At 51.3% G+C, this 23,831-nt stretch carries 20 protein-coding genes; 8 read left to right on the forward strand and 12 right to left on the reverse strand.

Features of this window, described 5'->3' with window-relative positions:
• Positions 1 to 22 precede the first annotated feature (22 nt).
• From FPE01S_RS02135 to FPE01S_RS02155, 5 genes are all read left to right on the forward strand, one after another.
• Positions 23 to 514 (forward strand): carboxypeptidase-like regulatory domain-containing protein, encoded by a 492-nt coding sequence (locus tag FPE01S_RS02135; protein WP_046367272.1) that lies wholly within the window; start codon positions 23 to 25, stop codon positions 512 to 514.
• Positions 515 to 566: 52 nt separating this feature from the next.
• A complete protein-coding gene (locus FPE01S_RS02140) occupies positions 567 to 1,040 on the forward strand; it encodes a hypothetical protein (RefSeq protein ID WP_046367273.1) in 474 nt (157 codons plus the stop codon).
• Positions 1,041 to 1,253, forward strand: coding sequence for a hypothetical protein (locus FPE01S_RS02145; RefSeq protein WP_046367274.1), 213 nt, complete (start codon positions 1,041 to 1,043; stop codon positions 1,251 to 1,253). It abuts the gene before it with no gap.
• A 5-nt stretch (positions 1,254 to 1,258) separates the two neighbouring features.
• Positions 1,259 to 1,666 carry a hypothetical protein gene (locus FPE01S_RS02150; protein WP_046367275.1) on the forward strand — a complete coding sequence of 136 codons (408 nt, stop codon included), beginning with the start codon at positions 1,259 to 1,261 and terminating at the stop codon, positions 1,664 to 1,666.
• Between the two features lie 149 nt (positions 1,667 to 1,815).
• Positions 1,816 to 2,289 carry a macro domain-containing protein gene (locus FPE01S_RS02155; RefSeq protein WP_046367276.1) on the forward strand — a complete coding sequence of 158 codons (474 nt, stop codon included), beginning with the start codon at positions 1,816 to 1,818 and terminating at the stop codon, positions 2,287 to 2,289.
• A 919-nt stretch (positions 2,290 to 3,208) separates the two neighbouring features.
• Here the strand turns inward: FPE01S_RS02155 and FPE01S_RS02170 are convergent.
• The 3 genes from FPE01S_RS02170 to FPE01S_RS02180 form a co-directional block, all read right to left on the reverse strand.
• Complete coding sequence (locus FPE01S_RS02170; RefSeq protein WP_169749121.1) at positions 3,209 to 5,083, reverse strand: glycoside hydrolase family 127 protein; 1,875 nt, start codon at positions 5,081 to 5,083, stop codon at positions 3,209 to 3,211.
• A 123-nt stretch (positions 5,084 to 5,206) separates the two neighbouring features.
• Positions 5,207 to 6,154 carry an SPFH domain-containing protein gene (locus tag FPE01S_RS02175; RefSeq protein WP_046367279.1) on the reverse strand — a complete coding sequence of 316 codons (948 nt, stop codon included), beginning with the start codon at positions 6,152 to 6,154 and terminating at the stop codon, positions 5,207 to 5,209.
• Between the two features lie 3 nt (positions 6,155 to 6,157).
• A complete protein-coding gene (locus FPE01S_RS02180) occupies positions 6,158 to 6,364 on the reverse strand; it encodes a hypothetical protein (RefSeq protein ID WP_046367280.1) in 207 nt (68 codons plus the stop codon).
• A gap of 180 nt (positions 6,365 to 6,544) precedes the next feature.
• Between FPE01S_RS02180 and FPE01S_RS25780 the strand changes: the two genes are divergently transcribed.
• A complete protein-coding gene (locus FPE01S_RS25780) occupies positions 6,545 to 6,688 on the forward strand; it encodes a hypothetical protein (RefSeq protein ID WP_157473867.1) in 144 nt (47 codons plus the stop codon).
• A 264-nt stretch (positions 6,689 to 6,952) separates the two neighbouring features.
• Here FPE01S_RS25780 and FPE01S_RS02185 read toward each other — a convergent pair whose 3' ends face one another.
• The 4 genes from FPE01S_RS02185 to FPE01S_RS02200 form a co-directional block, all read right to left on the reverse strand.
• Positions 6,953 to 8,506: an efflux transporter outer membrane subunit gene (locus FPE01S_RS02185; RefSeq protein ID WP_083990113.1), complete on the reverse strand. Its 1,554-nt coding sequence runs from the start codon at positions 8,504 to 8,506 to the stop codon at positions 6,953 to 6,955.
• On the reverse strand, positions 8,481 to 11,654 hold the full coding sequence (locus FPE01S_RS02190; protein WP_046367281.1) for an efflux RND transporter permease subunit: 3,174 nt from the start codon (positions 11,652 to 11,654) through the stop codon (positions 8,481 to 8,483). Before FPE01S_RS02190 ends, FPE01S_RS02185 begins: the two co-directional genes overlap by 26 nt.
• An 8-nt stretch (positions 11,655 to 11,662) precedes the next feature.
• Positions 11,663 to 12,850, reverse strand: a complete 1,188-nt coding sequence (locus FPE01S_RS02195; protein WP_052955452.1) for an efflux RND transporter periplasmic adaptor subunit — start codon at positions 12,848 to 12,850, stop codon at positions 11,663 to 11,665.
• Positions 12,851 to 12,919: 69 nt separating this feature from the next.
• Positions 12,920 to 13,525 carry a TetR/AcrR family transcriptional regulator gene (locus FPE01S_RS02200; protein ID WP_046367282.1) on the reverse strand — a complete coding sequence of 202 codons (606 nt, stop codon included), beginning with the start codon at positions 13,523 to 13,525 and terminating at the stop codon, positions 12,920 to 12,922.
• Between the two features lie 117 nt (positions 13,526 to 13,642).
• On the opposite strand from FPE01S_RS02200, the gene fabF reads away from it, so the two are divergent.
• The gene (fabF, locus tag FPE01S_RS02205; RefSeq protein ID WP_046367283.1) at positions 13,643 to 14,887 is read left to right on the forward strand and encodes a beta-ketoacyl-ACP synthase II; all 1,245 of its coding nucleotides are present in this window, start codon (positions 13,643 to 13,645) and stop codon (positions 14,885 to 14,887) included.
• Between the two features lie 588 nt (positions 14,888 to 15,475).
• Here the strand turns inward: fabF and FPE01S_RS02210 are convergent.
• From FPE01S_RS02210 to FPE01S_RS25590, 5 genes are all read right to left on the reverse strand, one after another.
• Complete coding sequence (locus tag FPE01S_RS02210) at positions 15,476 to 16,501, reverse strand: family 43 glycosylhydrolase (RefSeq protein WP_157473868.1); 1,026 nt, start codon at positions 16,499 to 16,501, stop codon at positions 15,476 to 15,478.
• An 80-nt stretch (positions 16,502 to 16,581) separates the two neighbouring features.
• Positions 16,582 to 16,998, reverse strand: coding sequence for a hypothetical protein (locus tag FPE01S_RS02215; protein ID WP_046367284.1), 417 nt, complete (start codon positions 16,996 to 16,998; stop codon positions 16,582 to 16,584).
• A gap of 42 nt (positions 16,999 to 17,040) precedes the next feature.
• Entirely contained in the window at positions 17,041 to 17,439 is a 399-nt protein-coding gene (locus FPE01S_RS02220; RefSeq protein ID WP_046367285.1) for a hypothetical protein, read from the reverse strand.
• Positions 17,440 to 17,755: 316 nt separating this feature from the next.
• Positions 17,756 to 18,502 (reverse strand): LytR/AlgR family response regulator transcription factor, encoded by a 747-nt coding sequence (locus tag FPE01S_RS02225; protein ID WP_046367286.1) that lies wholly within the window; start codon positions 18,500 to 18,502, stop codon positions 17,756 to 17,758.
• 11 nt (positions 18,503 to 18,513) lie between these two features.
• Positions 18,514 to 22,086, reverse strand: coding sequence for a histidine kinase (locus FPE01S_RS25590; RefSeq protein WP_052955453.1), 3,573 nt, complete (start codon positions 22,084 to 22,086; stop codon positions 18,514 to 18,516).
• Positions 22,087 to 22,199: 113 nt separating this feature from the next.
• On the opposite strand from FPE01S_RS25590, the gene FPE01S_RS02235 reads away from it, so the two are divergent.
• On the forward strand, positions 22,200 to 23,762 hold the full coding sequence (locus FPE01S_RS02235; protein WP_046367287.1) for a Na+/H+ antiporter: 1,563 nt from the start codon (positions 22,200 to 22,202) through the stop codon (positions 23,760 to 23,762).
• Positions 23,763 to 23,831 lie beyond the last annotated feature (69 nt).

Below are 23,831 nucleotides of genomic sequence, written 5' to 3' on the forward strand. Positions count from 1 at the left end.
TACAAAGCCTATTTTCGCCCACATGAAAGTACTTTCCAAAAGCAACAGAAAATCTGCTTTTGCCTGGTTGATCCCTGTTGTTGCCATCACCCTGACAGCGGGCTGTAAGGATAGTTTGATCGCGAATCAGACCGGTGCAGTCAAGATTACCGACACCAGCAGCGTCTCCTGGTTTAACTATGGCGGCTACAGTGATACCAGTGTAGCACTGATATCCGGAAAGGTCTTTGAACGGCTCGACCAACCAGATGGTTCTGATAGCATTAAGCCCCTGCCGGGCGTAAGCATCGAATTCAGAAAAATAAAGAAATCTACCTTATCTGATAGCAATGGAGAATTTCTGATCGGCGTCGAAAAAGGGATCTTTTCCATTATAATAAGCAAAAAAGGTTATGAGTCCATTACCCTCGACAACTACAGATCAGATCCGGACCAGGTGTCCTATACGCAGATCACCCTGGTTAAAGGCAACGAACAAAGAAGCTATAACATTCCCCCTCCCACCAGCAAATAAAGGAAAAGCTTTTCAGGATAAATTACTATTATTGGATGTAAACCTTACTCTGATGAAAGTAGTCCATCTCGCCCGGCAATTCCCGGATAAGATCCCCATCGAAAGAATTGAAAATTATCATACCCACCACCTTGGCAGAACCGCTGACGGAAGGCAATTCTTCGGTTATGTAACGCATGTCTATTCCATCCTCCCCAAAGACGTGTCGGGCGATCCCGATGACTACCGGAACGAATACGCGATCCTGCACCTGTTTGATCAGGACGGTAACCACCTGGAAACAAAACACTGGCTGGGTGGCACCACGAAACAGGTAACTGACCGGATGATGTTCGCTCATCTCGCCGGCATGGTGGAAGCGCTGGGCGAAATACATTATGGAAACATTATCGTCCGGCTGTTTGAAACAGAAATTGATGGCGTCACTTTTGGACTCATTCCCGAAACACAATTTGGATTTATTGAACTGCAGCCGAATTCCACCATCGCCTTTGCCGCTCCCTGGGATGGTAGTTATGACACCTGATTGAAAGCCGTAACAGTTGACAGCCTTCCGGTGATCGTCCGCCTGCATGTGATCCATATGGCTAAGCTGGACAAGTCTGTCACGTTGTTCTCAGCTACGCGTCATTCTTCTGAAGATGAGGACCTGGTGGTTATGGAATTTAAAGAAAACGGGCATCTGAAAGTAGAAAACACACAAACACTGGATGCATGGCAGCGAACCCTCAATAAATAGTTCGTATGAAAAGAAAGCAATACACCCTGACCATCACAGAACCCTGCAACCGGGATTGGTCCGCCATGAAAGCAACGGGAGCTGGTAAATACTGCGATCAATGCAAAAAAGCTGTGATCGATCTTACAGGATTATCAGATGTTGAGAATCCGCCAGTTACTTCCCGGTTCAACCGGTTTTTTGCAGCACTGTTCTTCCTGGGCGTTGCCGAATCGCCGGCAGTTGCGGGCAATCCCTCTTCGCCTGCATATGCACAAATGCACGTTACTCCCCTTCAGATGGGTTCCCATGAAGCCACGATAGACGCTCCCCCAGGCGATCTGCTTTCGGGAGATTCAGCCGGTAACTTACTTACGGGCCGGATTCTCGAAGCGCGCACTAAACTGCCTGTACCAGGGGCTATTGTGAATTAAAAAACTTGTACTAACAATTGACGGCGTTGGTTACCAGACTACCGGCATAGAGTTGCAGGTAATTCCACTGGAGCCAATCATCGTCGGCACGCTTGCAGTAGTCATAGGCGACAAGAATCAGAGAATTAAAACAGGCTCAATCCAACAAAATGGCTAATAATTTATCTTACCTGAAGGGTGACGCCACCAACCCTCTGAATTCAGGCAACAAGATCATCGTGCATGTCTGCAATGATATTGGAGGATGGGGTAAAGGGTTCGTGATGGCCATTTCGAAGCGATGGAAAGAACCAGAAGCACAATACAGAGAATGGCATCGCACCGGCGAAAACTTTGTGTTGGGCCAGGTGCAGTTTGTACAGGTGGAAGATGACCTCTGGGTTGCCAATATCATCGGCCAGCACAAGATCAAAAGCGATGAAAACGGTGATCCGCCAATCCGTTACGAGGCCATTGCGTCAGGGCTGGAGAAAGTTTCGGAATTCGCCGTTGATAAGGCTGCAAGCGTCCACATGCCCCGGATCGGTTGCGGGCTTGCCGGCGGTACCTGGGACCGGATTGAACCAATTATAGAAGCAACATTAATGAAGAACAATCTTGATGTTTATGTTTATGACTTCTAAAAAAAAGTTATTGATCGTCCTGCTGCCTGTATGCCTGATTATAGGTTGCTGGTTCGTCAATCATGAAATCAGGCAGGCGTTCGACACGGTTAATAACTCTTTTATAACGTCAAACGCGATCCACGATGAATCAATAGAAGATCTTTATGCCGCCATAAATCCAGTCCGGCATAACAACCCAACTCTCGCATCGAAGTATCAAGCACTATGTTAAACTTTTTTAGAAAGAACCCAAAACCAATTTTCAGATTTAAAGAATCTGAAAATACAGCTTGTATCACTTGTGATCATGTTCTCACCGAAAAAATGCCTATACTTTATGCAAGTCACTCAGCAGACGATGGATTTTGGCAGTTTCTATGTGGTCAGGACAATCATTCGGAGGAAAATTCAAAATTAATCTCTCTCAGGCAGGCAACATTGATAGATCCATCAATCAATGATCTCTTCGAAATGCCTCTGGGGGTAGGCGCAGTCAGAGAGTCAAAATCTGAAATCTGGAAACCATTCCGAATATAATTCATAGGCAGCTTATGGCCATCTGCTGCCTGCTGAATTGCTTTAATATAAAATCCGGATATTCATCCCCATGAAATTTGTCTTCCTTGGCTCAACAGTCCTCCTGCAATATCTATCCGTGCGCTACACAAGATTGCTGGATTATTTTGAAATATTTCTACTTGTTTTTGCCTTATGCCTCGTATGCGGCTGGCTCCTGAAACGCACCGCTAAGCGAAAAAACCAGGCAAGCCAATACCACTTCGCATGGGGACTATTGTATGGATCGTTGACTTCGCTGGTAATATTGGCGGCGTATGTTTCCTGGTTCTTTCTCAAATTCTCCTGACTACCTGCACTTTTGCGCCTCTGCACCTTTGCGAGAAATCCCTGCGAGCAAACCACCGCGCGCTTTTCCTCATCACTTTTCCTTCACCGGCCAGTAGATCATATACCGCGCATCATGCAACTTATAAAACGGAATCAACTGCAGGTTTCGAAAACTTTCGGGAGATAAAATCGCCGTCGCGGAATAAGTCTGCGGCTTGCCAGCTACCGGCACCAGGTATTGCTCCGGGTGCTCACCCTTTTTCACCACCACCGGCACTTCATCTTCTCCATAAACTTTTCCTTTTGCACGATAACCACCGAACTGATCGCTGCCGGTGCCAATGCGATTGTCCAACCTGGTAGTATCCGTGAGAGCTGCCAGTACGATCGGTCCCTGAACAAATGCAACATATGCCGACTGATCTGGCAGGGTTTCCGAATGAACGGTCATCGGTAGGTTCACGGTGATCACATCTCCCTTTTTCCAGGCGCGATTAAGTGTAATATAACTGCCTGGATTGCCAGGTGCCGGAATCTTTTTACCGTTAACAGCCACTTCCAGTTTACCTTCCGCCACCCAAGCCGGGTACCGGATATGGATTTCCCCCACACCTTTCCCGGCAGATTCGACCGTTAGCTTCGCAGCGGCCACGTCGGGGAAATTAGTTTCCTGCCGCACCACCATTCCTTTTTCTTTCCACTCCAGTCGGGATGCCATAAACAGGTTCACATAAAGATCGCTGCCCTGGTGTGCGTAGATCAGTTCGCCGTATTTGCCATGGTTCTCCATCCCGGATCCCACGCAACACCACATACAATCATCTGCGTTGGAATAGGTGCGGTAATGCCGCGGGCGCATCGGCGTATAGTACACGAAGCCGCCTGTTTCAGGATGCTGGCTGCTCAGGATATGATTGTACAATACCCGTTCATAAAAATCGATGTAGGATGGGCTCCCTGAAGTTTCGAACAACTGCCCCGTCAGCTTCAGCATATTGTAGGAATTACAGGTCTCCGGTCCGGCGATGCTGTTCATCATCGTACGGTAATCATTCGTGGGATTAAAATGTTCGTCCACGCTGTTGCCACCGATCACCACGGAGCGGTGCTGCGTGACGGTTTCCCAGAAGAACTGTGCTGCTTTCGCATAGGAAGCATCATTGCTGAGGGTGGCGATGCGCTTGTAGCCAACTGCTTTGGGAATCTGCATATTGGCATGAAGCCCGTTCATCTTATCCTGCCCCTGTACCAACTGGTCCAGCAAAATTTTATGCGAAAACCTTTTCGCCAGCTGCAGGTATTTTTGATCTCCTGTAATGACCGAAACATCAGCAAATACTTCATTCAATCCACCGTGCTCTGACACCAGCATGGTCTGGATCTGGTCATCTGACAGCTTACCGGCAATGGTTGCAACAAAATCAACGAGCTTAATGAGGATCACCTTACCCTGTTCTTTCCCGGCGATCGTGTAGGCATCCCTTAACCCCGCCAGTGTCTTGTGAAGATTATACAGCGGCACCCACTTGCCATTGAGGGCAAAGGTGTCGGAAGTGATCTTACCGGCAGCGATATCCTGCCAAAGCTGTATACCACCGGGCATGCCGCCCAGGTATCCCGTGCCGATCTTATCCTGGCATCGTTTCAGCTCCGCCAGCATATAGTCGAGCCGCTCGTTCATGCGGGCATCACCTGTTGCCGCATACATCAGCGATAAGGCAGAAAGGTAATGGCCGCCGATATGTCCGTCCAGCCCCGTATTCTCCCAATTGGGGTAATTGTCCATTTTCGCCGCGAGGCCTGCTTCCTTCAGGTAAGGCGCCAGCAGGCGATCGGGATCCAGCCGGAGCATATAGTTCATGTCAGTCAGCTGTGCTTCCTTAAACGGCCCTTCCAGCAACCGCACCTGCTGAAGCGGAAAGGGTTGCATTTTTTCCTGCGCAGCCGCCTGTGCCAGAGAACTCAAGGATATTGAAGATGCGAAAAGAACGCAGATTATTCCCTTTAACATTAGCCTTAGCTGATTTAAAGGGTAAAATATACACTTTTTATTCAAATCTTGCCGATTCCGACGGAGACGGTGCTTGACCTACTCCTCCCTTCCGGCCTTCGGCAACTGGATCAATAATCCTGTTCCACTACCCGCAACAGTAGTCGGTACCTGTCCGCTCCACTTCTGGATCTTGATGTATTCGATATACAACGGCGAGAGCGACATCTGTTCTTTCCGGATCGCTTCTGCCCGGCCCGCAGCCTGGATCACCGCCTGCGCCGAGTCACCTCGCGCTTCGGCAATCTTCCTTTCTGCTTCAGCAACAGCAACCTGCCGTTGATTCTCGGCCACCTGTACTTCCTGGATCGCCCGGGTCTTGGCCACGATCGATTCTGAAATCTCCTTCGGCGGCACAATGTTCGTCCGCAGCTGCGACACATTGAACCACTGCGATACGCGCTTGTTGCACTCCTTCACGATCGCGGATTCAAACTCTTCCCGGTGATTGAAAATAGAATCTACCGTATACCGGTTCGCCACATCGTTCACCGATCCTACAATAGCATTCTTCAGCCAACCCTGCTCCATTTCCTTCACACCTACCCGCAGGTTCTGAAACATATCGGCTACATTGCCCGGATTGATGGAATAGTTGAAAGAAGGCTTGATGGTTGCCCGGAATCCACCCTTGGTCACGATATCATTCTCCTCATAGTCGATGTGCTGCTGGTGGATCGGGAACTCATAGATCCGCGAGATCCAGGAATTGTAAAAGACCCACCCGGTCACATACTCAGACTTGCCGACACCGCGCTGGTCACCGATATTGCTCACTTTAATACCCACGGATCCGGCATCTATGCGTTCCACATCGATCGGGTTAATGGCCAGTACCAGGAAAGTCGCGATTACCGCCGCAGCAGGCCGCCACAAAGCTGCAGCCTGGAAGCGGCCGGATTCACTTACATAAGATGACTTCCGGAAAACCTTCAGCAGGAATCCAATTACAAAGAATAAACACAGGAAAAGTAAAAAAGAGATCATGGTTTAAGGTGTTTTGGTTATATGTTGTCGAAAGTAGACGACGTGTTTCAGAAACAGGAATACCAATACACCTACCACCAGGACAAACACACTGAATAGCAACCAGCTTCCGGACAAATCCATGTTCAGGAAGTAGTTTACTACCAGGAAGCTCGCAAAGGCGTGGAAAAGCAGTGCGGCGAACCGGAGCAGGAAGTTCGGGGATCCCATAACAGTTGGCGTTTACGGATAGACGGTGAGCCGATCCGGTCGGTTGCATAGGCATCCCGAATGTCGTGTTTTCACGCAAGGGCACAAGCCTCCTTCGCTAAAGCTCCGGTAGCCGAAGCGTGCCCCGCAAGGAGCAAAGGCGCAAATGAATGTTTGTACCTTCGGGTCCAATAATTCCTTATGACAAGAGAAGCGATAAAAGCCGAAATCGATCATTTACTTGAACATTTTTCTGACGAGGCCCTGGCAAGTCTCCTCTCGTTGTTGCAAAGCCTGCAAAACGATGCTCCTGATTCCACCGACGATAGTAGTCACCAGCATTAACGTTACCCCGGCCTGTTTGAATACTCCGTTGCAAACCTCACTACTCTTCAAAATAAAAACCGCAAGAGTGGCTCAACACCAACTCCTGCGGTAACATTCACATCAAACTTCTACACCTCCCTGCTCACTTCCTTCTTCTTCGCGCCCCTGCTCCTTTGCGCGCTTTGCGTGAAAAAAATACAACCAAGCCACAGGGAGCGCCAGCGACCCAACCAAACGGGCAAAAAATAACCTGTGAGCTATTCATTGCGGGCTTTTCTTTTCTTAATTCCATCCGCCACCCAGCGCGCGGTACAGCTCAACTACTGCCGTGAGCCGCGAGCGCTGCACGATCGCGAGATACAACTCAGCCTGTAAGGCATTCTCCTGCGCGATCAACACCTCGAGGTAAGTCGCCATATCGCTCTTGAACAACTGGCGGGCATTAGTCTCGGCAACACGCAGCGTGTCGGCCTGGCTTTGTGCGAAACGCTCCTGCTCTTTCAGTTTGGTCGTACGCACCAGTGCATCCTGCACCTCTCCCACCGCTTTAAGAACGCTTTGCCGGAATTCCAGTACGGCGGTTTCCCGCTCCAACTGCGCGACGGTGTAGTTGGTCACAACGGTCTTGCGTTGCAGGAGTGGCTGGGTGAGCGAACCCGCTGCCAGGCCAAACAGGGAAGCAGGGATATTGAACCAGTTGCTGGCAGTAAAGGTTTCGAGACCCACGCCGGCGGTAATGTTCAATGCGGGATAGAAGGCGGCCCGTGCAACGCCGACTTTGGCATTGGCTGCTGCCAGCTGAAATTCGGCTGCCTGTACATCCGGGCGGCGCTGCACCATAGAGGCGGGCAACCCGGTGGACAATTCAGGAAATACTTCGTCACGCAGTTTGCCGGTGCGGTTGATCCTTCCCGGGAGTTTGCCGGTTAGCACACTCAGGGCATTCTCCTGCAGCCCTACCTGCTGCTCAAGGGAAGGTACCAGCAACGCGGTCGCATCGCGGCGGGCTACTGCTTGCTGAACTGCCAGCTCGGTTACAATACCGGCCGTTTTAAGGAGACGGCTCGCTTGCAGGAAGTCTTCGTTCAGCACGAGGTTTTTCTTTGTGATGGTGAGCTGTGCGTCCAGCATCAGCAGGTTGAAATATCCTTCTGCAATATCCGCGATCAGGCGCGTCTGCACTGCCTTACGGCCTTCGGCTGTGGCAAAATAGCTGGCGCGTACCGCTTCCTGCTGGCGGCTGATCTTGCCCCAGATATCAGCCTCCCAGGAAATGCCTACCATCGCGTTGTAGTTCTCGATATAACTCTTGCCGAGAAAACTTTTTGCACTCAGTCCGTTAAGGCTGTTGTCCGAAGGGCGATTGATGGCACCCGTGACAGATAGTTGCAAATCGGGCGTTTGTGCCCATTTGGCTCTTTTCAGTTGGGCTTCGGCGATATCCAGCCGGCGGGACGCAATCAGCAGATCATTATTGTACTGCAGACCAGTCTCCAGCAAATGCACAAGCGCCGTATCCGGGAAAAATTGCCTCCAGGGAATGTCGGCAATGCTGTTGCTGTCTGCATATTCGACAACTGCGGCATCAGCAGTTCCGGCTGCCGGGTTGGAAGCGAATGATGCTGTGTTTGAGGAAGGCGAAGTTCCTGCCGCAGGTGCCGTAAAATTAGACGGCATGTCCAGGGACGGCCGCTGGTAGTCCTTTCCCATCCGACAAGCGGAAAAGAAGAGGACTGCTATTGCGAGCCATGCTGCCGCAGGTGTTTTGTGCCAGCCTGAATACCAGGTGGCCTTATTATTGTTCCAGCGGTTACGCCAGTGCTGTTTCGGTTTCATGTGTAATCTTTTTACCGTTAATTTTTTCATGCAGGTACTGGAAGATGATGTAGAGCACGGGGATCACAAATACGCCCAGCACTACACCGGTCAGCATCCCGCCCAGTGCACCGGTTCCGATGGACCGGTTACCCAGGGCTGATCCCCCGGTTGCCCAGGTCAGTGGCATCAGTCCCACGATAAAGGCAAGTGAGGTCATCAGGATCGGTCGCAGGCGCAGGGTCGCTGCCTCCAGCGCTGCAGCCGGAATGGACTTACCCGCCCGTCTTCGCTGCACCGCATATTCAATGATCAGGATCGCATTCTTGGCCAGCAGGCCGATCAGCATGATCAATCCTACCTGTACATAAATATTGTTTTCAATGCCGGTCAGCTTGATAAAGGCGAACACCCCGAAGATGCCGGTTGGTATGGAAAGGATCACTGCGAATGGCAGGATATAACTTTCATATTGTGCTGCGAGCAGGAAGTACACGAACACCAGGCTTAGCAGGAAAATCAGGCTGGTCTGACTGCCGGCGCCGATTTCTTCACGCGTCATCCCGCTCCATTCATAAGCATATCCTCTCGGAAGGTATTTCTCTGCTACTTCTTCAATGGCCTTGATCGCATCACCGGAACTATAGCCCGGCTTAGGCACCCCGTTGATGGTCACTGCATTGAAAAGGTTGTTGCGGGTCACCGTTTCGGGTCCGTACACGCGCTTCAGGTTCACGAGCCCGTTCACCGGTACCATCTCACCGATATTGTTCTTCACATACATATGGTTGAGCGAACTCTCTTCAGAACGGAAAGGAACATCCGCCTGCACCATCACGCGATAATATTTACCGAAGCGGTTGAAGTCGGACACCATGCTGCTGCCGTAAAATACCTGCAAAGTCTGCAGCAGGTCATTCACTGATACCCCCAATTGTTTTGCCCTTGCATCATTCACTTCGATTTCATATTGCGGGTTGCCATTGTTGAAGGTGGTAAAGGCATAGGCGATTTCTTTGCGCTGCATCAGTTCCCCGATAAACCCATAGGCGGTTTGTCCCAGTTTATCAAGGGAACCACCGGTGCGGTCCTGGATCAGGAATTCAAATCCGCTGGTATTACCAAAGCCCTGCACCGTGGGGAATACGAAGAGGAAAATATTTGCTTCCTTGATCACACTGAGCTTCTGGTTGATCACGCCCATCACGCCATCGATATTCTTTACAGCGCCACGATCCTTCGGGTTCTTCATGCGGATGAATCCCACTGCATAAGCAGAGCTGTTCGCATTGGCCACGATGTTCAGCCCCGTTACGGCACCCATTCTTTCAATGGCTTCCATCGGCTTCAGGATGCTGTCGATCTTGTCCATCACTTTCTGCGTACGGTCCAGTGATGCACCGGGAGCCAGGTTCACGGAGTACACGATGAAGCCCTGGTCTTCCGTAGGAATAAATCCTGTGGGGGTAGAACGCATCATGGAAACGGTCACCACGGTAACCAGTGCCAGAGCAGAAAGCGCCACCCACTTCTGCCTGAACAGGAATTGCAGTCCCCGTTTGTAGCGGTTGGTCGTTGCCGTGAAGGCAGCGTTGAAACCTGCGAAGAAGCGCCTGGAGAATCCGTTGAAGGCAATGGTAGTTCCTGCCGGTCCGTGGGCACCTTCTTTTCCATGATCATTCTTCAGGAAGAGGGCACAAAGCGCGGGACTCAAAGTCAACGCGTTCAGGGCAGAGATCAGGATCGCAATGGCCAGTGTAAAGGCAAACTGTTTATAGAATACCCCTGCCGGTCCCTGCATGAAGCCAACGGGAATGAATACCGCCGTCATCACGAGGGTGATCGATACAATTGCTCCGGAGATCTCCTGCATGCTCTGCAAGGTCGCCTCCTTCGCCGGTTGATTGGTTCGTTCCATTTTCGCATGCACTGCTTCCACCACCACGATCGCATCATCCACCACGATACCGATCGCCAATACGAGGGCAAAGAGGGTGAGCAGGTTGATCGTAAAGCCGAATAGCTGCATGAAGAAGAAGGTACCGATGATGGCCACCGGAACCGCGATTGCCGGGATGAGTGTGGAACGGAAATCCTGCAGGAAGATGAACACCACAATGAATACGAGGATAAAGGCTTCGATCAGTGTGTGCTGTACCTGGCTGATGGAATCATCCAGGAATTCTTTGGCATTGTACATGTTGAAATATTCAACGCCTTTGGGGAAACGCAGTGATTCTTTCTTCAGCACCTTATCCACTGACGTGAGGATATCATTGGCGTTGGATCCTGCTGTCTGAAAGATGGCGATACCGATGCCGGGATACCCTTCAATATAGGTATCGGCACTATAGCTCAGCGCACCGAATTCCACACGCGCCACATCTTTCAGGTGCAGCAGGGATCCATCGGGCAATGCTTTCAGGATAAGGTCTTCGTATTGTTCGTTCCTGCTGAGTTTGCCCTTATACTTGAGGATATATTCAAAGGATTCGCGGCTGCCCTGTCCGAAACGGCCGGGGGCTGCCTCGATGTTCTGATCCTTGATCGCATTCAGCACTTCCTGTACGGAAAGCTTGTTGGCAGCAAGGCGGTCGGGCATCAGCCAGATGCGCATGGAATAATCCTTCGCCCCGAATACCATGGCCTGTCCCACACCGGATACCCGTTGAATTTCGGGGATGATATTGATCTTGGCATAGTTCTGCAGGAAGGTTTCATCATAGGTGCTGTCTTTACTGAAGATCAGGGGCACCATGATCATGCTGTTCTGCTGTTTCTGCGTAGAGATGCCACTCTGCACAACTTCAGCAGGAAGCTGGTTCACGGCCTTGGATACCCGGTTCTGCACATTCACCGAAGCGAGGTCAGGATCGGTACCGAGTTTGAAATAAACGTTCAGCGCCAATGTACCATCGTTACTGGAAGTGGAGGTCATGTAGGTCATGTTCTCCACACCATTGATGGCTTCTTCCAGCGGGGTGGCCACGGCGCGCGCTACTACTTCAGCATTGGCACCGGGATAAGTAGCGGTTACCTGGACGGTCGGTGGCGCAATGTCCGGGAACAAGGTCACCGGCAAAGTATACAGACTGATCAGTCCCAGTAAGGTAAGCAGTACCGAGACCACCGTGCTCAGCACGGGTCTTTCGATAAATATCTTGAACATGTTCTGGTTTATTTTTTAGAAAGCGGGTTGCTCTGCAGGATGCTGTCAAGGGAGATGATCTCCGGGGTAATCCGGGCACCTTCCTGCAGCCTGCCCATGCCGGCGAAAACGATCTTGTCGCCCGCATGCACACCGCCATTTACGAGATAATAATTTCCTGATTTTGCGTTGATCGAGATGGCTTTACCAGTAACGGTATTGCTGTCACTCACCTGGAATACGAATACCTTGTCCTGCAGTTCGTAGGTTGCCTCCTGCGGTACCACAACGGCATCATCATTTGCCCGGGGCAGTCTTACGGCACCAGTACTGCCGGAACGGAGTGCGCCGCCTTCATTGGGGAATACTGCACGGAGAGAGATAGTTCCCATCCGGTTGTTGAAGACCCCATTCACGGTTTCGATCCTACCCTTCTGCGGGTACACTGAGTTATCGGCGAGCACAAGTTCTACCGGTGGCACCTGTTTCAGTTTCGCGTCGAGGGTATTGCCCGGGAAGCGCTGGGAGAATTGCAGCCATTCTTTTTCACTGAGTGAGAAATAGGCATACACTTCTTTTACAGAGGACAGGAGCGTCAACGGTTGCGCGTTGCTGCTGTTCACCAGGCTGCCCGTTTTGTAGGGGATCCTTCCGATATAACCATCTGCCGGCGCTTTGATGAGCGTGTAACCGAGATTGATGCTGGCTTGCTCCTTCTGAGCGGCAGCCTGGCTGACTGCAGCAGCTGCTGCATCACGGTTGGCGCGTGCGGTTTTCAGTTGCACATCACTCACCACGTTGGAAGAAACGAGCGGCTCGATCTTGCCGAGGTTGATATCGGCGGATTCAAGGTTGGCTTCTGCCTGTTTCAGGCTGGCGTGGGCATTGTTGAGCGCTTCGGAATACCGGCGGCTGTCGATGGCGAATAAGGGTGTTCCTTTTTTCACCCAGGCGCCCTCGTCTACATAGATCTTGCTGAGGTAACCATCCACCTGGGGACGGATCTCGATGTCTTCGCTGCCTTCAAGAGAGGCGGTATATTCCTGGAAGGTGTTTACATCCTGGGCCTGGAGGGCGATGACGGGTAATGCTGGTGGCGGCGGCGCCCCTGCGCCTTCCGTGTTGGCCTTTGCATTACAGGCATACAGGTACACCAGTGCGATACTGGCGAAAAAGATGCCGTTGAAATTGCTTGCTGATTTGATGAACTGTAACATGGATAACTGTTTATAACGTAACTATTATACCTAACACTGTTAGGTTTTCGGGCAAAAAAAATTTAATGGCTAGCGCTCGAGGTTTTTAATGAAGCCGGTCATGGCGTCGTCCAACACCATTTTGTTGACTTCGTCCGATATCTCTGTACCGGTGGCGAGGGTTTTGATGGATACAAGACCGTGTATGATCGACCAGAAAGTATGATACTTCATGCAAGCATTTACATCTGTCCGGTGGTGATTGTTCAAAATTTTTTCAATTGGTTCGGAAACAAGTCTCCGGAAAGTGCCCCGTTCAGGGATAACCTTTTCCGTTTCACAGGCCTGCATATTCAGGCCGAACATCAATTGGTAATACTCTTTATTGTTGAAAGCGAACTGCCAGTAGGCATCTGCTATCGCTTTCAGCTGGGCACCCGGATCATCGTGTTTTTTCTTGGCCTGGGCCAGTTTTTTGGTCAGGATACCGAAGCCCTGTTTGCCGAATTCGAGCAGGATGGCTTCCTTGTTTTCAAAGTGGTCATAGATCACGGGAACGCTGTACTCAATGGCATCGGCGATCTTACGGATGGAGAGTGCTTGCCAGCCTTCTTCACGGACCATTTCCCAGGCCGTCTCCAGGATGAGGTTTCGCACCTCTTCCCGCTGTCGGAGTTTTCGTTCAGCTATTCCCATGTGAATTACCTAACACTGTTAGCAAAATTAAGACCGTTTTATTTCCCGCCAAACTTTTTTTACCAAAAAACGGTTAAAATGAATTGGGCTAATTTTGCCCCCACTAAACTAAACATCATGTTACCACGTGTTGTGATTACCGGTCTCGGTGTGCTAAGTCCCAATGGATCAACGGTTGATACCTTCTGGGACAATATCGTGAATGGCCGCAGTGCCATGGCCACCATTACCCGGTTTGACCCGTCCCTGTTCCGTACGCAGTTCGGCAGTGAGCTGAAAAATTATGACCCCACTCCTTTTCTCGATAGAAACACCATCAAGCGTACTGACCTCTTTACGCAGTATGCGCTGATCGCCGCCGACCAGGCCATTGCTGATTCAGGATTTGATTTCAAGGCCATGAATCCTTTTGATGTGGGCGTGATCTGGGGATCCGGCCAGGGCGGCATGGATACTTTTGAAGAGCAGGTGAAGGAATATGTGCAGGGCGACGGCCATCCGCGGTTCAGTCCTTTCCTCATTCCGAAATTCATTCCCAATATGTCTTCAGGAATGATTTCCATACGGCACGGTTATATGGGCATCAACTATACGACGATCTCGGCCTGTGCCACTTCCAATACGGCGATCATGGATGCTTTCAATTATATCCGGCTGGGCAAGGCGAAGATTATCGTAACCGGTGGATCGGAAGCGCCCATTACGCCTGCTTCGTTTGGTGGTTTCAGTGCCATGAAGGCGATGAGTCACCGCAACGATGACCCGCAGCATGCTTCGCGGCCTTTTGATATTCACCGCGATGGTTTTGTAATGGCAGAAGGTGCCGGCGCCCTGGTGCTGGAAGAGTATGAGCATGCCGTTAAACGCGGCGCGCGCATATATGGTGAGGTTGCCGGTGCGTCGATGACTGCCGATGCCTATCATATGACGGCTACGCATCCGGAAGGTGCAGGTGCTGTACAGGCCATGCGGCTTGCGCTGGATGAGGCGGGCGTAAATGTTCATGACGTCGACTACCTTAACCCTCATGCGACCAGCACGCCGGTAGGTGATCTTTCCGAAACGAGGGCCATTGCCACGCTGCTGGGCGGTACGGCGAATAACCTGTTGCTGAGTGCCACCAAATCAATTACGGGGCATTTACTGGGTGCTGCAGGTGCTGTGGAAGCGATCATTGCCCTGAAGGCGATGGCGCACAATGTTGTGCCACCTACTATCAACACCACTGAACTGGATCCGGAGATCCCTTCCAGCCTGCATATCGTGACCGGTGCCGCCCGTGAGGCAAAGATCGATGTGGCGATGAGCAATACTTTCGGCTTCGGCGGCCACAATGCGACGGTGGTGTTTAAGAAAGTGTAGCGGCTCAGGCTTTGTCCACTTAGCTTTAGCGATGGCGGGCATTGCGCTTCGGCTTTGTCTGCCGAAGCGCTGGCGGAGGTAGAAGCCTTGGCGGAGAAGAGCTTTGCCCACCGAAGCTTTAGCGAAGGTGGGCAATTTATGAAACCGAGTGAAATGAGCCACTACACTGCGTTTCACAAAGATGAACGTTTATAAACGGTTAGTTTAAATCAACTGGCAATACTGGCAAACCGCTAACGCGGGCACTGGCATGCTAGCCTTGTCTCCATGCTTTGCCTCGTGTCCCATGGCCCATAAAGATTTTGGATCCGGGGGTCAAAATGACTTTCCCGATTGACAGTTTACACGATTTATTTAACTCAACCTGGAAGCTTTTGGAAGCGGCAGGAAACGAATGGAAGTGTTTGGAAGCGGGGAAGCGCCTGGAGTGGCTGGAAGCGGCAGGACCCGCTTATTACACATACGGTTATGAAATGCAGTGTGGTGGCTCATTTCACTCAGTTTCATGAATTACTATAATTTGAAAATTGACACATCCTCTCTTAAACAGCGAAATCAACAGAACCGAATAACTACGAAAACAATAACTCAGAATTTCGGAATTGCCTGCGGCGTCAGTGTTGGTGAAGTATTGGCGATCACGGGCCAGTCGTTCACCCAGCTGATCTTGTCGAGCAGCATCTTCCTGCCTTTTGCGCCTGGCTTGTTATCGTACGCATGGTACAGCATCCAGGTTTGCCCGGCTTTGTCGGTCACCAGGTCAGCATTATGCCCGGTGCCTACAAAACCTGTATTGCCCTCATTGCGGCGGAGCAATTCGGTTCCGCCATTGTCCAGCAAAGGTTTCCCTGACTGATCGATAAACGGCCCACGCGGAGCGGTGGCGCGACCCACCAGTACGCGATAGGTGCTTCTTTCGCCTTCGCAGCAGGTACCGACGGATCCGAAGTAATAATAGTAGCTATTGTGTTTGACTATGGTGGATCCTTCGTAAGCGCTACCGGCAACCTGAAATTTCTCACCCACTATTTTACTGCCGTCAGCAGTTAATTCAACTGCATAGATGCCGTGAAAACTTCCCCAGTACAGCAACAGTTTCCCGTCTTCCGCCCACAGGAAGGGATCGATAGAATTGTCCACACCGAGCTCCTGGCTGAAGAACAATTTGCCTTTGTCCGTGAAGGGACCCGCCGCTTTATCCGCCACGGCAAAACCGATACCGGGATTGGGATCACCCCAGGTGGAGAAAGAATAATACATCAGGTATTTGCCGTTCACTTCCGTAACATCCGGCGCCCAGATACCACCGGCAGGTTTCCAGTCGGGCTTTTTCGCCAGTGCCGGTCCGACAATTTCCCAGGCAGCGAGGTCTTTTGATTTGAGGATCGGGATGATCCTCCTGCCCCCGCTGATGCCGTCGGCGGACCAGTCAGCCTCTGTTGAATAGGCATACCAGTAACCATCATGTCCGTCCACCACATTCGGATCAGGAAAATCATGATTGAATACCGGGTTGGTATAGGTAATTCGGTTATCCGGCGCCGAAACCTGCTTATTGGATGAGGTACAGGCGGCTATACAAAACAAAACAGGGAGGAAGGAAATCTTTTTCATATACAAACAGTGCATGAAATAAATTCATTTCCTTCCAACCCTGTTGACCGATTCGTTCAATCTTTATCCAATCTGTTTCATTACTTTTTTTTAATCTCGAAAGTGCCGCCATTGGCCTTGCTGTTGTCAAAGCCCCAGTTTCCCAGGATCGCACCGTCGAAATCTGTGTAGAGACCAGCGAACGAAAACTTTGAGCCGTCATCCAGGAATATATAATAACCTTCTACATCAATGCCGTTGCGCGACCACTGCCCCGATGCAATTACCACATCGCTTTCGTCGAGCCGCTCAAGTGTTCCGCCGGATTTGAACCGCAGCTTGTAATGGTAGGCCGGTTCATCGAATTCTTCCCCCCATTTGCCTTCGTACACGCCTTCGAATCCGCCGCCTTTCTTTTCATCCTTTGATTTAGAACAGGCAGTCATGAGGCTGATGGTGAGGAGTGCGAGAACGAGTGTCCGCAATGTGGCGGACAGTGAAATGCTGATTGCTTTCATTGTTTTGTTTTTTTATTGATAAGGAATAGTGAAAAAACACAGTTACTGCTCGATAAACTTTGAGGCAAACCAGGAACCACCACCGGTGAAGGCATCGCCGCTGCCCCAGGTACCTGCCAGTTGAAGGTTTTCCTTATTCAGGTTGCCTTTCAGGGAGATCCTGCCATTGCTTTCAATGAAATCATAATGTGCGGTGAATTCGTTGCCCGTTACTTTCCAGGAACCAATGCCACGAACTTCACCGCCACCGTTTACTCTTTCAAGCAACCCTCTTGGTTTCACGCGGATTTGAAATGGCTGGTCAGGAACATCATTTCCGGAACCGAGTTTGCCGGTCCAGATGCCTTCAGTGGCGAAGGCGGGTCCTTCCTCTTTTTTGTTGCAGGAGACTATAGGGACTAAGTACAGCAGCAATGTTGCTGCCATCACGAGCTGTTTCATAAAAAGGTTTAATGGTTAATGGCTGATTAGCGGACACAAATGTAGGAAGCTGCAAACCCGCGTCACAGCTGCATTGCGTGGCTCGCAGATTTATTGAGTAATGTGCATGGGTTTCGCGCAGTTTCACGCAGGGTTCAGGGGAGCAGAGGCGCAGAGAAGAAGGTGAAGAATCGGAACAAGCAGAAGTGTGTATTAGTATTGTCTCTGCATGCCGGGGACACAGTTGATTTTGCAGAGCAGTCTTAACGTCATTAAAAATATCCCTGCGCCTCTGCTCCGCGTGAAAAACACTGCGTGAAAAAAAGCGCCGCCAATACTAGAATCGTGAAAACCTCTCCATGAACTCCTGCCGCCTCGAGCGGGAAACTGACACCGTTGCGTCATTGTCCATGATGATGTAGCCGCCCTCACCGCGCACCATCTTTTTGATGTGGTTGATGTTGATCAGGAAAGAACTGTGCACCCGGAAGAAATCGGGACCGCTCAGGGCTTCGTCGATGTCTTTCAATACTTTGGAGACGAGTATCTTTTTGCCGCTGGTCAGTACAACGCTGGTGTAATTGCTGTCTGCCTCACAGTAGATGATATCGGAGGTGGGCACAAAGATGAGTCCGTCGCCCGTGCTGAGGGCAATGCGTGCCGGTGTTTGTTTCAGTTGACGAAAGCCCTGCATCAGGAGGTCCAGCTGCTCCCTGGTGGGCATCTGGGAGCGACTCTGAATCCTTTCCACGGTTGCTTTGAGATCATCAGGGTCGATGGGCTTGAGCAGGTAATTGAGCGCACTGTATTTGAAGGCACGGATAGCGAACTGGTCATACGCTGTACAGAATACTACATGGAAAGATGGCTGTCCTATGTGTTCGAGCAGGTCAAAACCATTTATGCGCGGCATCTCTATGTCGAGGAAAACCACATCCGGCTTTACCTGCTGGATGATGGGCAGGGCCTCTTCGGCACTGGTGCACATGGCAGCAATTTCCACTTCCGGGCAATAGGTACGCAGTAGCCATTCCATCATTTCGAGTGCATTCTTTTCGTCGTCTACCAGTATAGCGGTGATCATGTGTGGTATTTTTAATTGTCCAGGGGAATTCTCAGCAATACACGGGTGCCGGAAGGATTTCCATCGTGATACAGGTCGAGAATCGTAACTGATGCCGGTGTTTCAGATTGACGGTTCAGCAGGTTCAGCCGTTGCTCGGTGAGCTGCATACCGAGGGACTTTCTCGTGGCGGCGGACTTGCTTTTCAGTTCCCTCGCACGATGCCTGCCGACACCATTGTCTTCGATGGTGCATTCCAACGCATTGCCGTCATCGCAACTGATCTGGATCAGCAGTTTACCGGCTTCTTCTTTATGCAGCAGTCCATGCCAGATGGCATTCTCCACATAAGGCTGCAGGATCATGGGTGGAATCTGCAGGCTGTCTGACCGTAGTCCCTCAGACAGCTGGATCTGGTAACTGAATTTCTTTTCAAAACGAATACTTTCCATTTCAATATAAAGGCGCAGCGCTTCGAGCTCGTTGCTGAGGGTAACGGTCTTGTTATTGGAATTGTCGAGGATCAGGCGGATCAGTTTCGCAAATCGCGTCAGGTACAAAGATGCAGTGACCTGGTCGCTTTTCACAATATAGCGGTTGATGGAATTCAGGCAGTTGAAAATAAAATGCGGGTTCATCTGCGCACGCAGGGCCTGCATTTCCACTTCTGCCATTTGTTGCCGTGTTTCCATCAGTATTTTTTCTGCCTCCAGTTTTTCGGCTTCTGCTCTTGCCTTGACCATTTTATTCGCACACAAGGACGCAATTGTGGTGAGTATGGACAAATGCTTTTGCGTAAAGAACCCTTTTTTTGAGTGTTCACAATCAATCACCCCCAGTACTTTCCCATTGGCAACTATGGGAACCGTGATTTCAGACGCCCTTGCAGCATCATCAATAATATAGCGCGGGTCTTTGCTGGTATCCGGAACGATTTCCGCACGGCCATTGGCGGCGACCCAACCGGTGATCCCTTTTCCTACCGGAATTTCTATCGGGGTATGAATCATGGGTGTGTGGATCTCGTTGCTGAGCGAACTTTTCGGTCCGTGGGCGGCTACCTGCCGCAGCACCTGCTTTTCTTCGTCCACCAGGTAGATGACACAATCTTCGAATTGAAGGCGGCCGATGCAATTGCGCGCCACATCCCACAGGATCTGTTCTTCCGTACTGAAGTCCATGATGCTGTTGGAAAAATAATTGATGGCCTGTTCTGCTTCCAGCTCTTCCTGTTTTTCTTCGATCTTGCGGTTCCGGTTGCGTACCAGCAGGATGATAAGCGCCAACAGGGTTCCGCTCAGCAGGGTGATGAACCAGGCACTTCGCCAGAAGGGCGCTTTTATCTCCAGTGCCAGGGCCTGCGGCGCATCGACCCAATCAACGTTATTGATGCTGGCCGCCAGCAGCAGCCGGTATTTACCGGGAGGCAGCGAACTGAAGCGCACGGAATTGGTGTTACCGGCATAGTGCCAGTCGCGGTCAAGTCCTTCCATCTTATAGCGGTACTTCACCTTTTCGTGGTTGTTGAAATAGGGGGCGACGAATTCTGCTTCAAGGGCCCGGGCGTTGTAGGGAAGTTCCAGCATTTTGTCCAGCTCATACCAGGAAGAATCATTGTTGCCGGCAATGACACGCTGAATGTATACCTGCAGGGAATCCTGGCGGGCACTGAAGCGTTTGGGCTGGATATAGTTCAGACCGTTCGTGCCGCCGATGTACAGCATACCGTCCGGGCCTTTGTACCAGCTGTTGCTGTTGAAGCCATAACCCTGAACGTTGTCGGTATAGTCGAACAGGTAGAGTTTGGAATTCGCGGGATCAAAGCGGTAGATACCATTTTCGGAAGTTGCCCAGATAAGGCCTTCATCGTCGGGTACCAGTGAGGTAATGAAAGCATCGTTGAGCAGTTCGGTGAATTTTTTGATGGTGACTTCGCTGCCGTCATATGTAGCCGAGTAAACGCCGCCTTCAATGGCAAAAAGAAAGCGGTTATCGGGGAGCATCACGCCAGCCGTGATCATCGGTCCTTTGCCGGGAAGATTGACCCTTTGAAGGTATTGCAGTTTTTCGTCGAGCAGGTGAAGGCCTCTTGTGGTAGTGAGCCAGATATTACCATCGCTGCCCTGGTAGGCAAAGTTGGTATTTTCATTGGCACCCGGCACATCGACAAAATCCAATTGGTAGGATTTGCCGTTGAGCTGGTAAAGGTGATCGCGGCCCAGGAAAAGATGGTTGCCATTGCGCAGGGACGTGATCGCGTCGAAGAAATCGCGGGCGCTGCTGTTGCGCACGGAATCGCTGGCATAGGCGGGTCTTCTGAAACGGTCATTGGCCGGATCATATAACCATGGCCCCTGGTCACCGGGACCGAGCAGCATGTAATTCCCATCCCAGGCGATGCCCCGCACCGAAGGAAAAGCAAGCCTGTTTTTGCTGCTGCCTTCGGGCAGGTGGAGTTTCCATTGATTGGTGGCGCGGCGCCATTCGATGAAGCCATTGCCGGATGCCAGCCAGAGGTTGCCCTGTCCGTCTTCCGTGATGCTGCGGATATTGTCGATACCGGCGGGCAGGGTGGCATCATTCTGCCGGATCCGGATCAATCCGAAAGATTGCCCCTGCACATGGACGCGGGCGAGTCCATCGATGGTGGCCATCCAGAGGTAGTGTTCCTTGTCGAGGTACAGGAAATTCGCGTAATCGGTGGTAAGCACAGGCCGTCCCTGGAGTTGCAGGTCAATCTTCCGGAATTGAAACGTGGTATTGTTGTAATCAAATAAGCCGTGGGTGGTGGCAAAAAAATAATGATGGTCGCCGGCATCGGCGATGCCGCGCACGCCGAATTTGTCGATGCCCGATGCCTCGCTGATTGTAGCTACTTCACGGGGAACCGGTATAACAGTTCTGCGCTTGTCGCGGAAATTGTACCAGTACGATTCAATGGACCAGGTATTCACCACCACACTGTCTTCGTTCACAGGAAAGATCCGGCGCATATTGGCGTCGGGGAGGCTGTCGAGCTGGCGGGTGTTGACGCGGTAACAAAAGATCTTGCGGTTCTGCCCGAAGAAAATGCTGTTGCCGCAGCTGGCAAACGAGCGGGTGCTGAACCGGGACGATATCCCGAGAGCTGTGAAAGCCGGGATGAATTTGTTCTGCACCGGATCATAACGGAAAAAACCATTGCTGGTAATGACGTGTGTGCCCTGATCGGGCACTTCGAAAACGGGACCGACCGTGGCTGAACTATCGGAGACCGGCAGCGGGAAGGATTTGAATTGCGCGGTTGCTTCATCGAACAGGAACAGTTGGCGCACTGCTGATACCCAGATCCGGCCGGCCTGGTCACAGAACAGGTACTGCAGATCATTTGCCGTTTTGAAGCTGGTAGCCTGCCGGCCATCGAAGCGCTGCACATTACGGGGATAAAGGATCCAGAGAAAACCTTTACTGTCTTTCGCCATGGCCAGGTTGTTGCCGGGACGGATTCCTGATCCGTGATCAAAGGTTTGCAGGTGGTATTCGGGAAGCTGGGACCAGGCCGTGCCGGTCACCAGCAGCATAGCAGCCAGGTTCAGGAATACAGTAAAGGATAGGGCCGTGCGCAAATTTTTTATTTAATATAAACAGAAATGTCGTGAATTACCGGTGGCGTTGCACGCTGGCTGTGTGGTCTGCAGTTTTTTTGAGTATCCGGCGGCGGGGATTTGTAAATTGCCATATGCAAGAGCAAATCCTGTTGTACATCGCCCTGATTATTGCGGTGTTGTTTATTGTGATGCTGGCGGAGAAACTGCGCACCGCCTACCCTATTGTGCTGGTGGTCGCCGGCCTGTTGCTGAGCCTGTTGCCGATCGTGCCGGAAGTGGTGATCAATCCCGAACTGATCTTCGTGATCTTTCTTCCTCCCCTTTTATATGAGGCAGCCTGGTATACTTCCTGGAAAGAATTGTGGCGGTGGCGGCGGGTAGTGGGCAGCTTTGCATTCCTGATCGTGCTGGTGACTTCGCTGGTCGTAGCCTGGGTTTCGTCTTCGCTGATCCCCGGTTTCAGTCTTGCCTTGGGCTTCCTTCTGGGAGGTATCGTGTCCCCTCCGGACGCAGTTTCGGCGACTACGGTGCTGAAGTATGTGAAAGTGCCCAAGCGCTTTATCGCCATCGTTGAGGGGGAGAGCCTGTTGAATGATGCCGCGAGCCTGATCGTGTTCCGGTTCGCGCTGATCGCTGTAGAAACGGGAAGATTTGTTTTTCATGAAGCCGCACTCAGTTTTGTACTGGTGATCGTGATGGGTTCGCTGATTGGTGTAGCCATCGCCATGGTGTATTATGCCATTCACCGCTGGCTGCCCACTACACCGAATATCGACATTGTACTCACCCTGACTGCGCCCTATGTGATGTATATCGTGGCAGAGCATTTTCATTTTTCCGGCGTGCTGGCGGTGGTGAGCGGCGGGCTGTTCCTTTCTTACCGCAGCCACCTGATATTGAGTCACCGCAGCAGAATCAGGGGTGCGAATGTGTGGTCGATGTTAGGCTTTGTTTTGAACGGGCTAGTCTTTATGCTGATCGGGCTGGAACTCCCGGTGATCATCAAGGAGCTCGGGGATGTAAGCCTGGGAACAGCCATCGGATATGGCGTACTGATCACCGGCGTTCTGATTGTCGGTCGCCTGCTGAGCACCATGGGGGCATCTCTTTTCACCGTGTTCATCAGCCGCTGGATCACTACAGCAGATAGCCGCCCCGGCTGGCGTGGCCCTATCCTGCTGGGCTGGGCGGGCATGCGCGGGGTGGTTTCGCTGGCGGCAGCCCTTTCTATCCCCTATCATATCCCGCAACGGAACCTGATCCTGTTCATCACCTTTACGGTGATCCTGCTGACCCTGGTGGTGCAGGGATTAACATTGCCCCTGGTGGTGCGGCTGGTCAACCTCGATGACCCCGATCATATGGATACGCCGGAGCAGCAGGATGCCAATATCCGCAGGCAGCTGGCGCAGCGGACCCTTCACCTGCTCGAAAACAACTACCATGAAAATGTAGCGCTATCCCCTGCCCTGTTGCAATTGCGGGAAAAAATGCGGGCCGAGACCAATGGCACGGATGGTGAGACGCGCCATGCCTATGAGGATTTTCGTGAGGTATACCTGAAGCTGCTCGATGAGCAGCGCGACCTATTGCATGACCTGAACCACCAGCAGTTGGTGGACGAGGAAATTGTGCGTAAACACCTGGGACTGTTGGACTTAGAAGAAGAAAAAGTCCGGATGCGGTATGAATAAAGCTTAAAATACGCTGTAACTTGCTGTAAATCAGTTTTAAAGAAGTCTAAAAGTTGTTTTATCCTTGCT

Source organism: Flavihumibacter petaseus NBRC 106054 (assembly GCF_000974785.1).
Taxonomy (GTDB): Bacteria; Bacteroidota; Bacteroidia; order Chitinophagales; family Chitinophagaceae; genus Flavihumibacter; species Flavihumibacter petaseus.

Bases quoted from the DNA above. Each gene is read 5' to 3' on its own strand.
- FPE01S_RS02135 (WP_046367272.1), top strand. From the start codon at position 23: ATGAAAGTACTTTCCAAAAGCAACAGAAAATCTGCTTTTGCCTGGTTG.
- FPE01S_RS02155 (WP_046367276.1), top strand. From the start codon at position 1,816: ATGGCTAATAATTTATCTTACCTGAAGGGTGACGCCACCAACCCTCTG.
- FPE01S_RS02185 (WP_083990113.1), bottom strand. From the start codon at position 8,506: ATGAAACCGAAACAGCACTGGCGTAACCGCTGGAACAATAATAAGGCC.
- FPE01S_RS02225 (WP_046367286.1), bottom strand. From the start codon at position 18,502: ATGATCACCGCTATACTGGTAGACGACGAAAAGAATGCACTCGAAATG.
- FPE01S_RS02190 (WP_046367281.1), bottom strand. From the start codon at position 11,654: ATGTTCAAGATATTTATCGAAAGACCCGTGCTGAGCACGGTGGTCTCG.
- FPE01S_RS02175 (WP_046367279.1), bottom strand. From the start codon at position 6,154: ATGATCTCTTTTTTACTTTTCCTGTGTTTATTCTTTGTAATTGGATTC.
- FPE01S_RS25780 (WP_157473867.1), top strand. From the start codon at position 6,545: ATGACAAGAGAAGCGATAAAAGCCGAAATCGATCATTTACTTGAACAT.
- FPE01S_RS02210 (WP_157473868.1), bottom strand. From the start codon at position 16,501: ATGAAAAAGATTTCCTTCCTCCCTGTTTTGTTTTGTATAGCCGCCTGT.
- FPE01S_RS02195 (WP_052955452.1), bottom strand. From the start codon at position 12,850: ATGTTACAGTTCATCAAATCAGCAAGCAATTTCAACGGCATCTTTTTC.
- FPE01S_RS02150 (WP_046367275.1), top strand. From the start codon at position 1,259: ATGAAAAGAAAGCAATACACCCTGACCATCACAGAACCCTGCAACCGG.
- FPE01S_RS02140 (WP_046367273.1), top strand. From the start codon at position 567: ATGAAAGTAGTCCATCTCGCCCGGCAATTCCCGGATAAGATCCCCATC.
- fabF (WP_046367283.1), top strand. From the start codon at position 13,643: ATGTTACCACGTGTTGTGATTACCGGTCTCGGTGTGCTAAGTCCCAAT.
- FPE01S_RS02215 (WP_046367284.1), bottom strand. From the start codon at position 16,998: ATGAAAGCAATCAGCATTTCACTGTCCGCCACATTGCGGACACTCGTT.
- FPE01S_RS02220 (WP_046367285.1), bottom strand. From the start codon at position 17,439: ATGAAACAGCTCGTGATGGCAGCAACATTGCTGCTGTACTTAGTCCCT.
- FPE01S_RS02200 (WP_046367282.1), bottom strand. From the start codon at position 13,525: ATGGGAATAGCTGAACGAAAACTCCGACAGCGGGAAGAGGTGCGAAAC.
- FPE01S_RS02180 (WP_046367280.1), bottom strand. From the start codon at position 6,364: ATGGGATCCCCGAACTTCCTGCTCCGGTTCGCCGCACTGCTTTTCCAC.
- FPE01S_RS02235 (WP_046367287.1), top strand. From the start codon at position 22,200: ATGCAAGAGCAAATCCTGTTGTACATCGCCCTGATTATTGCGGTGTTG.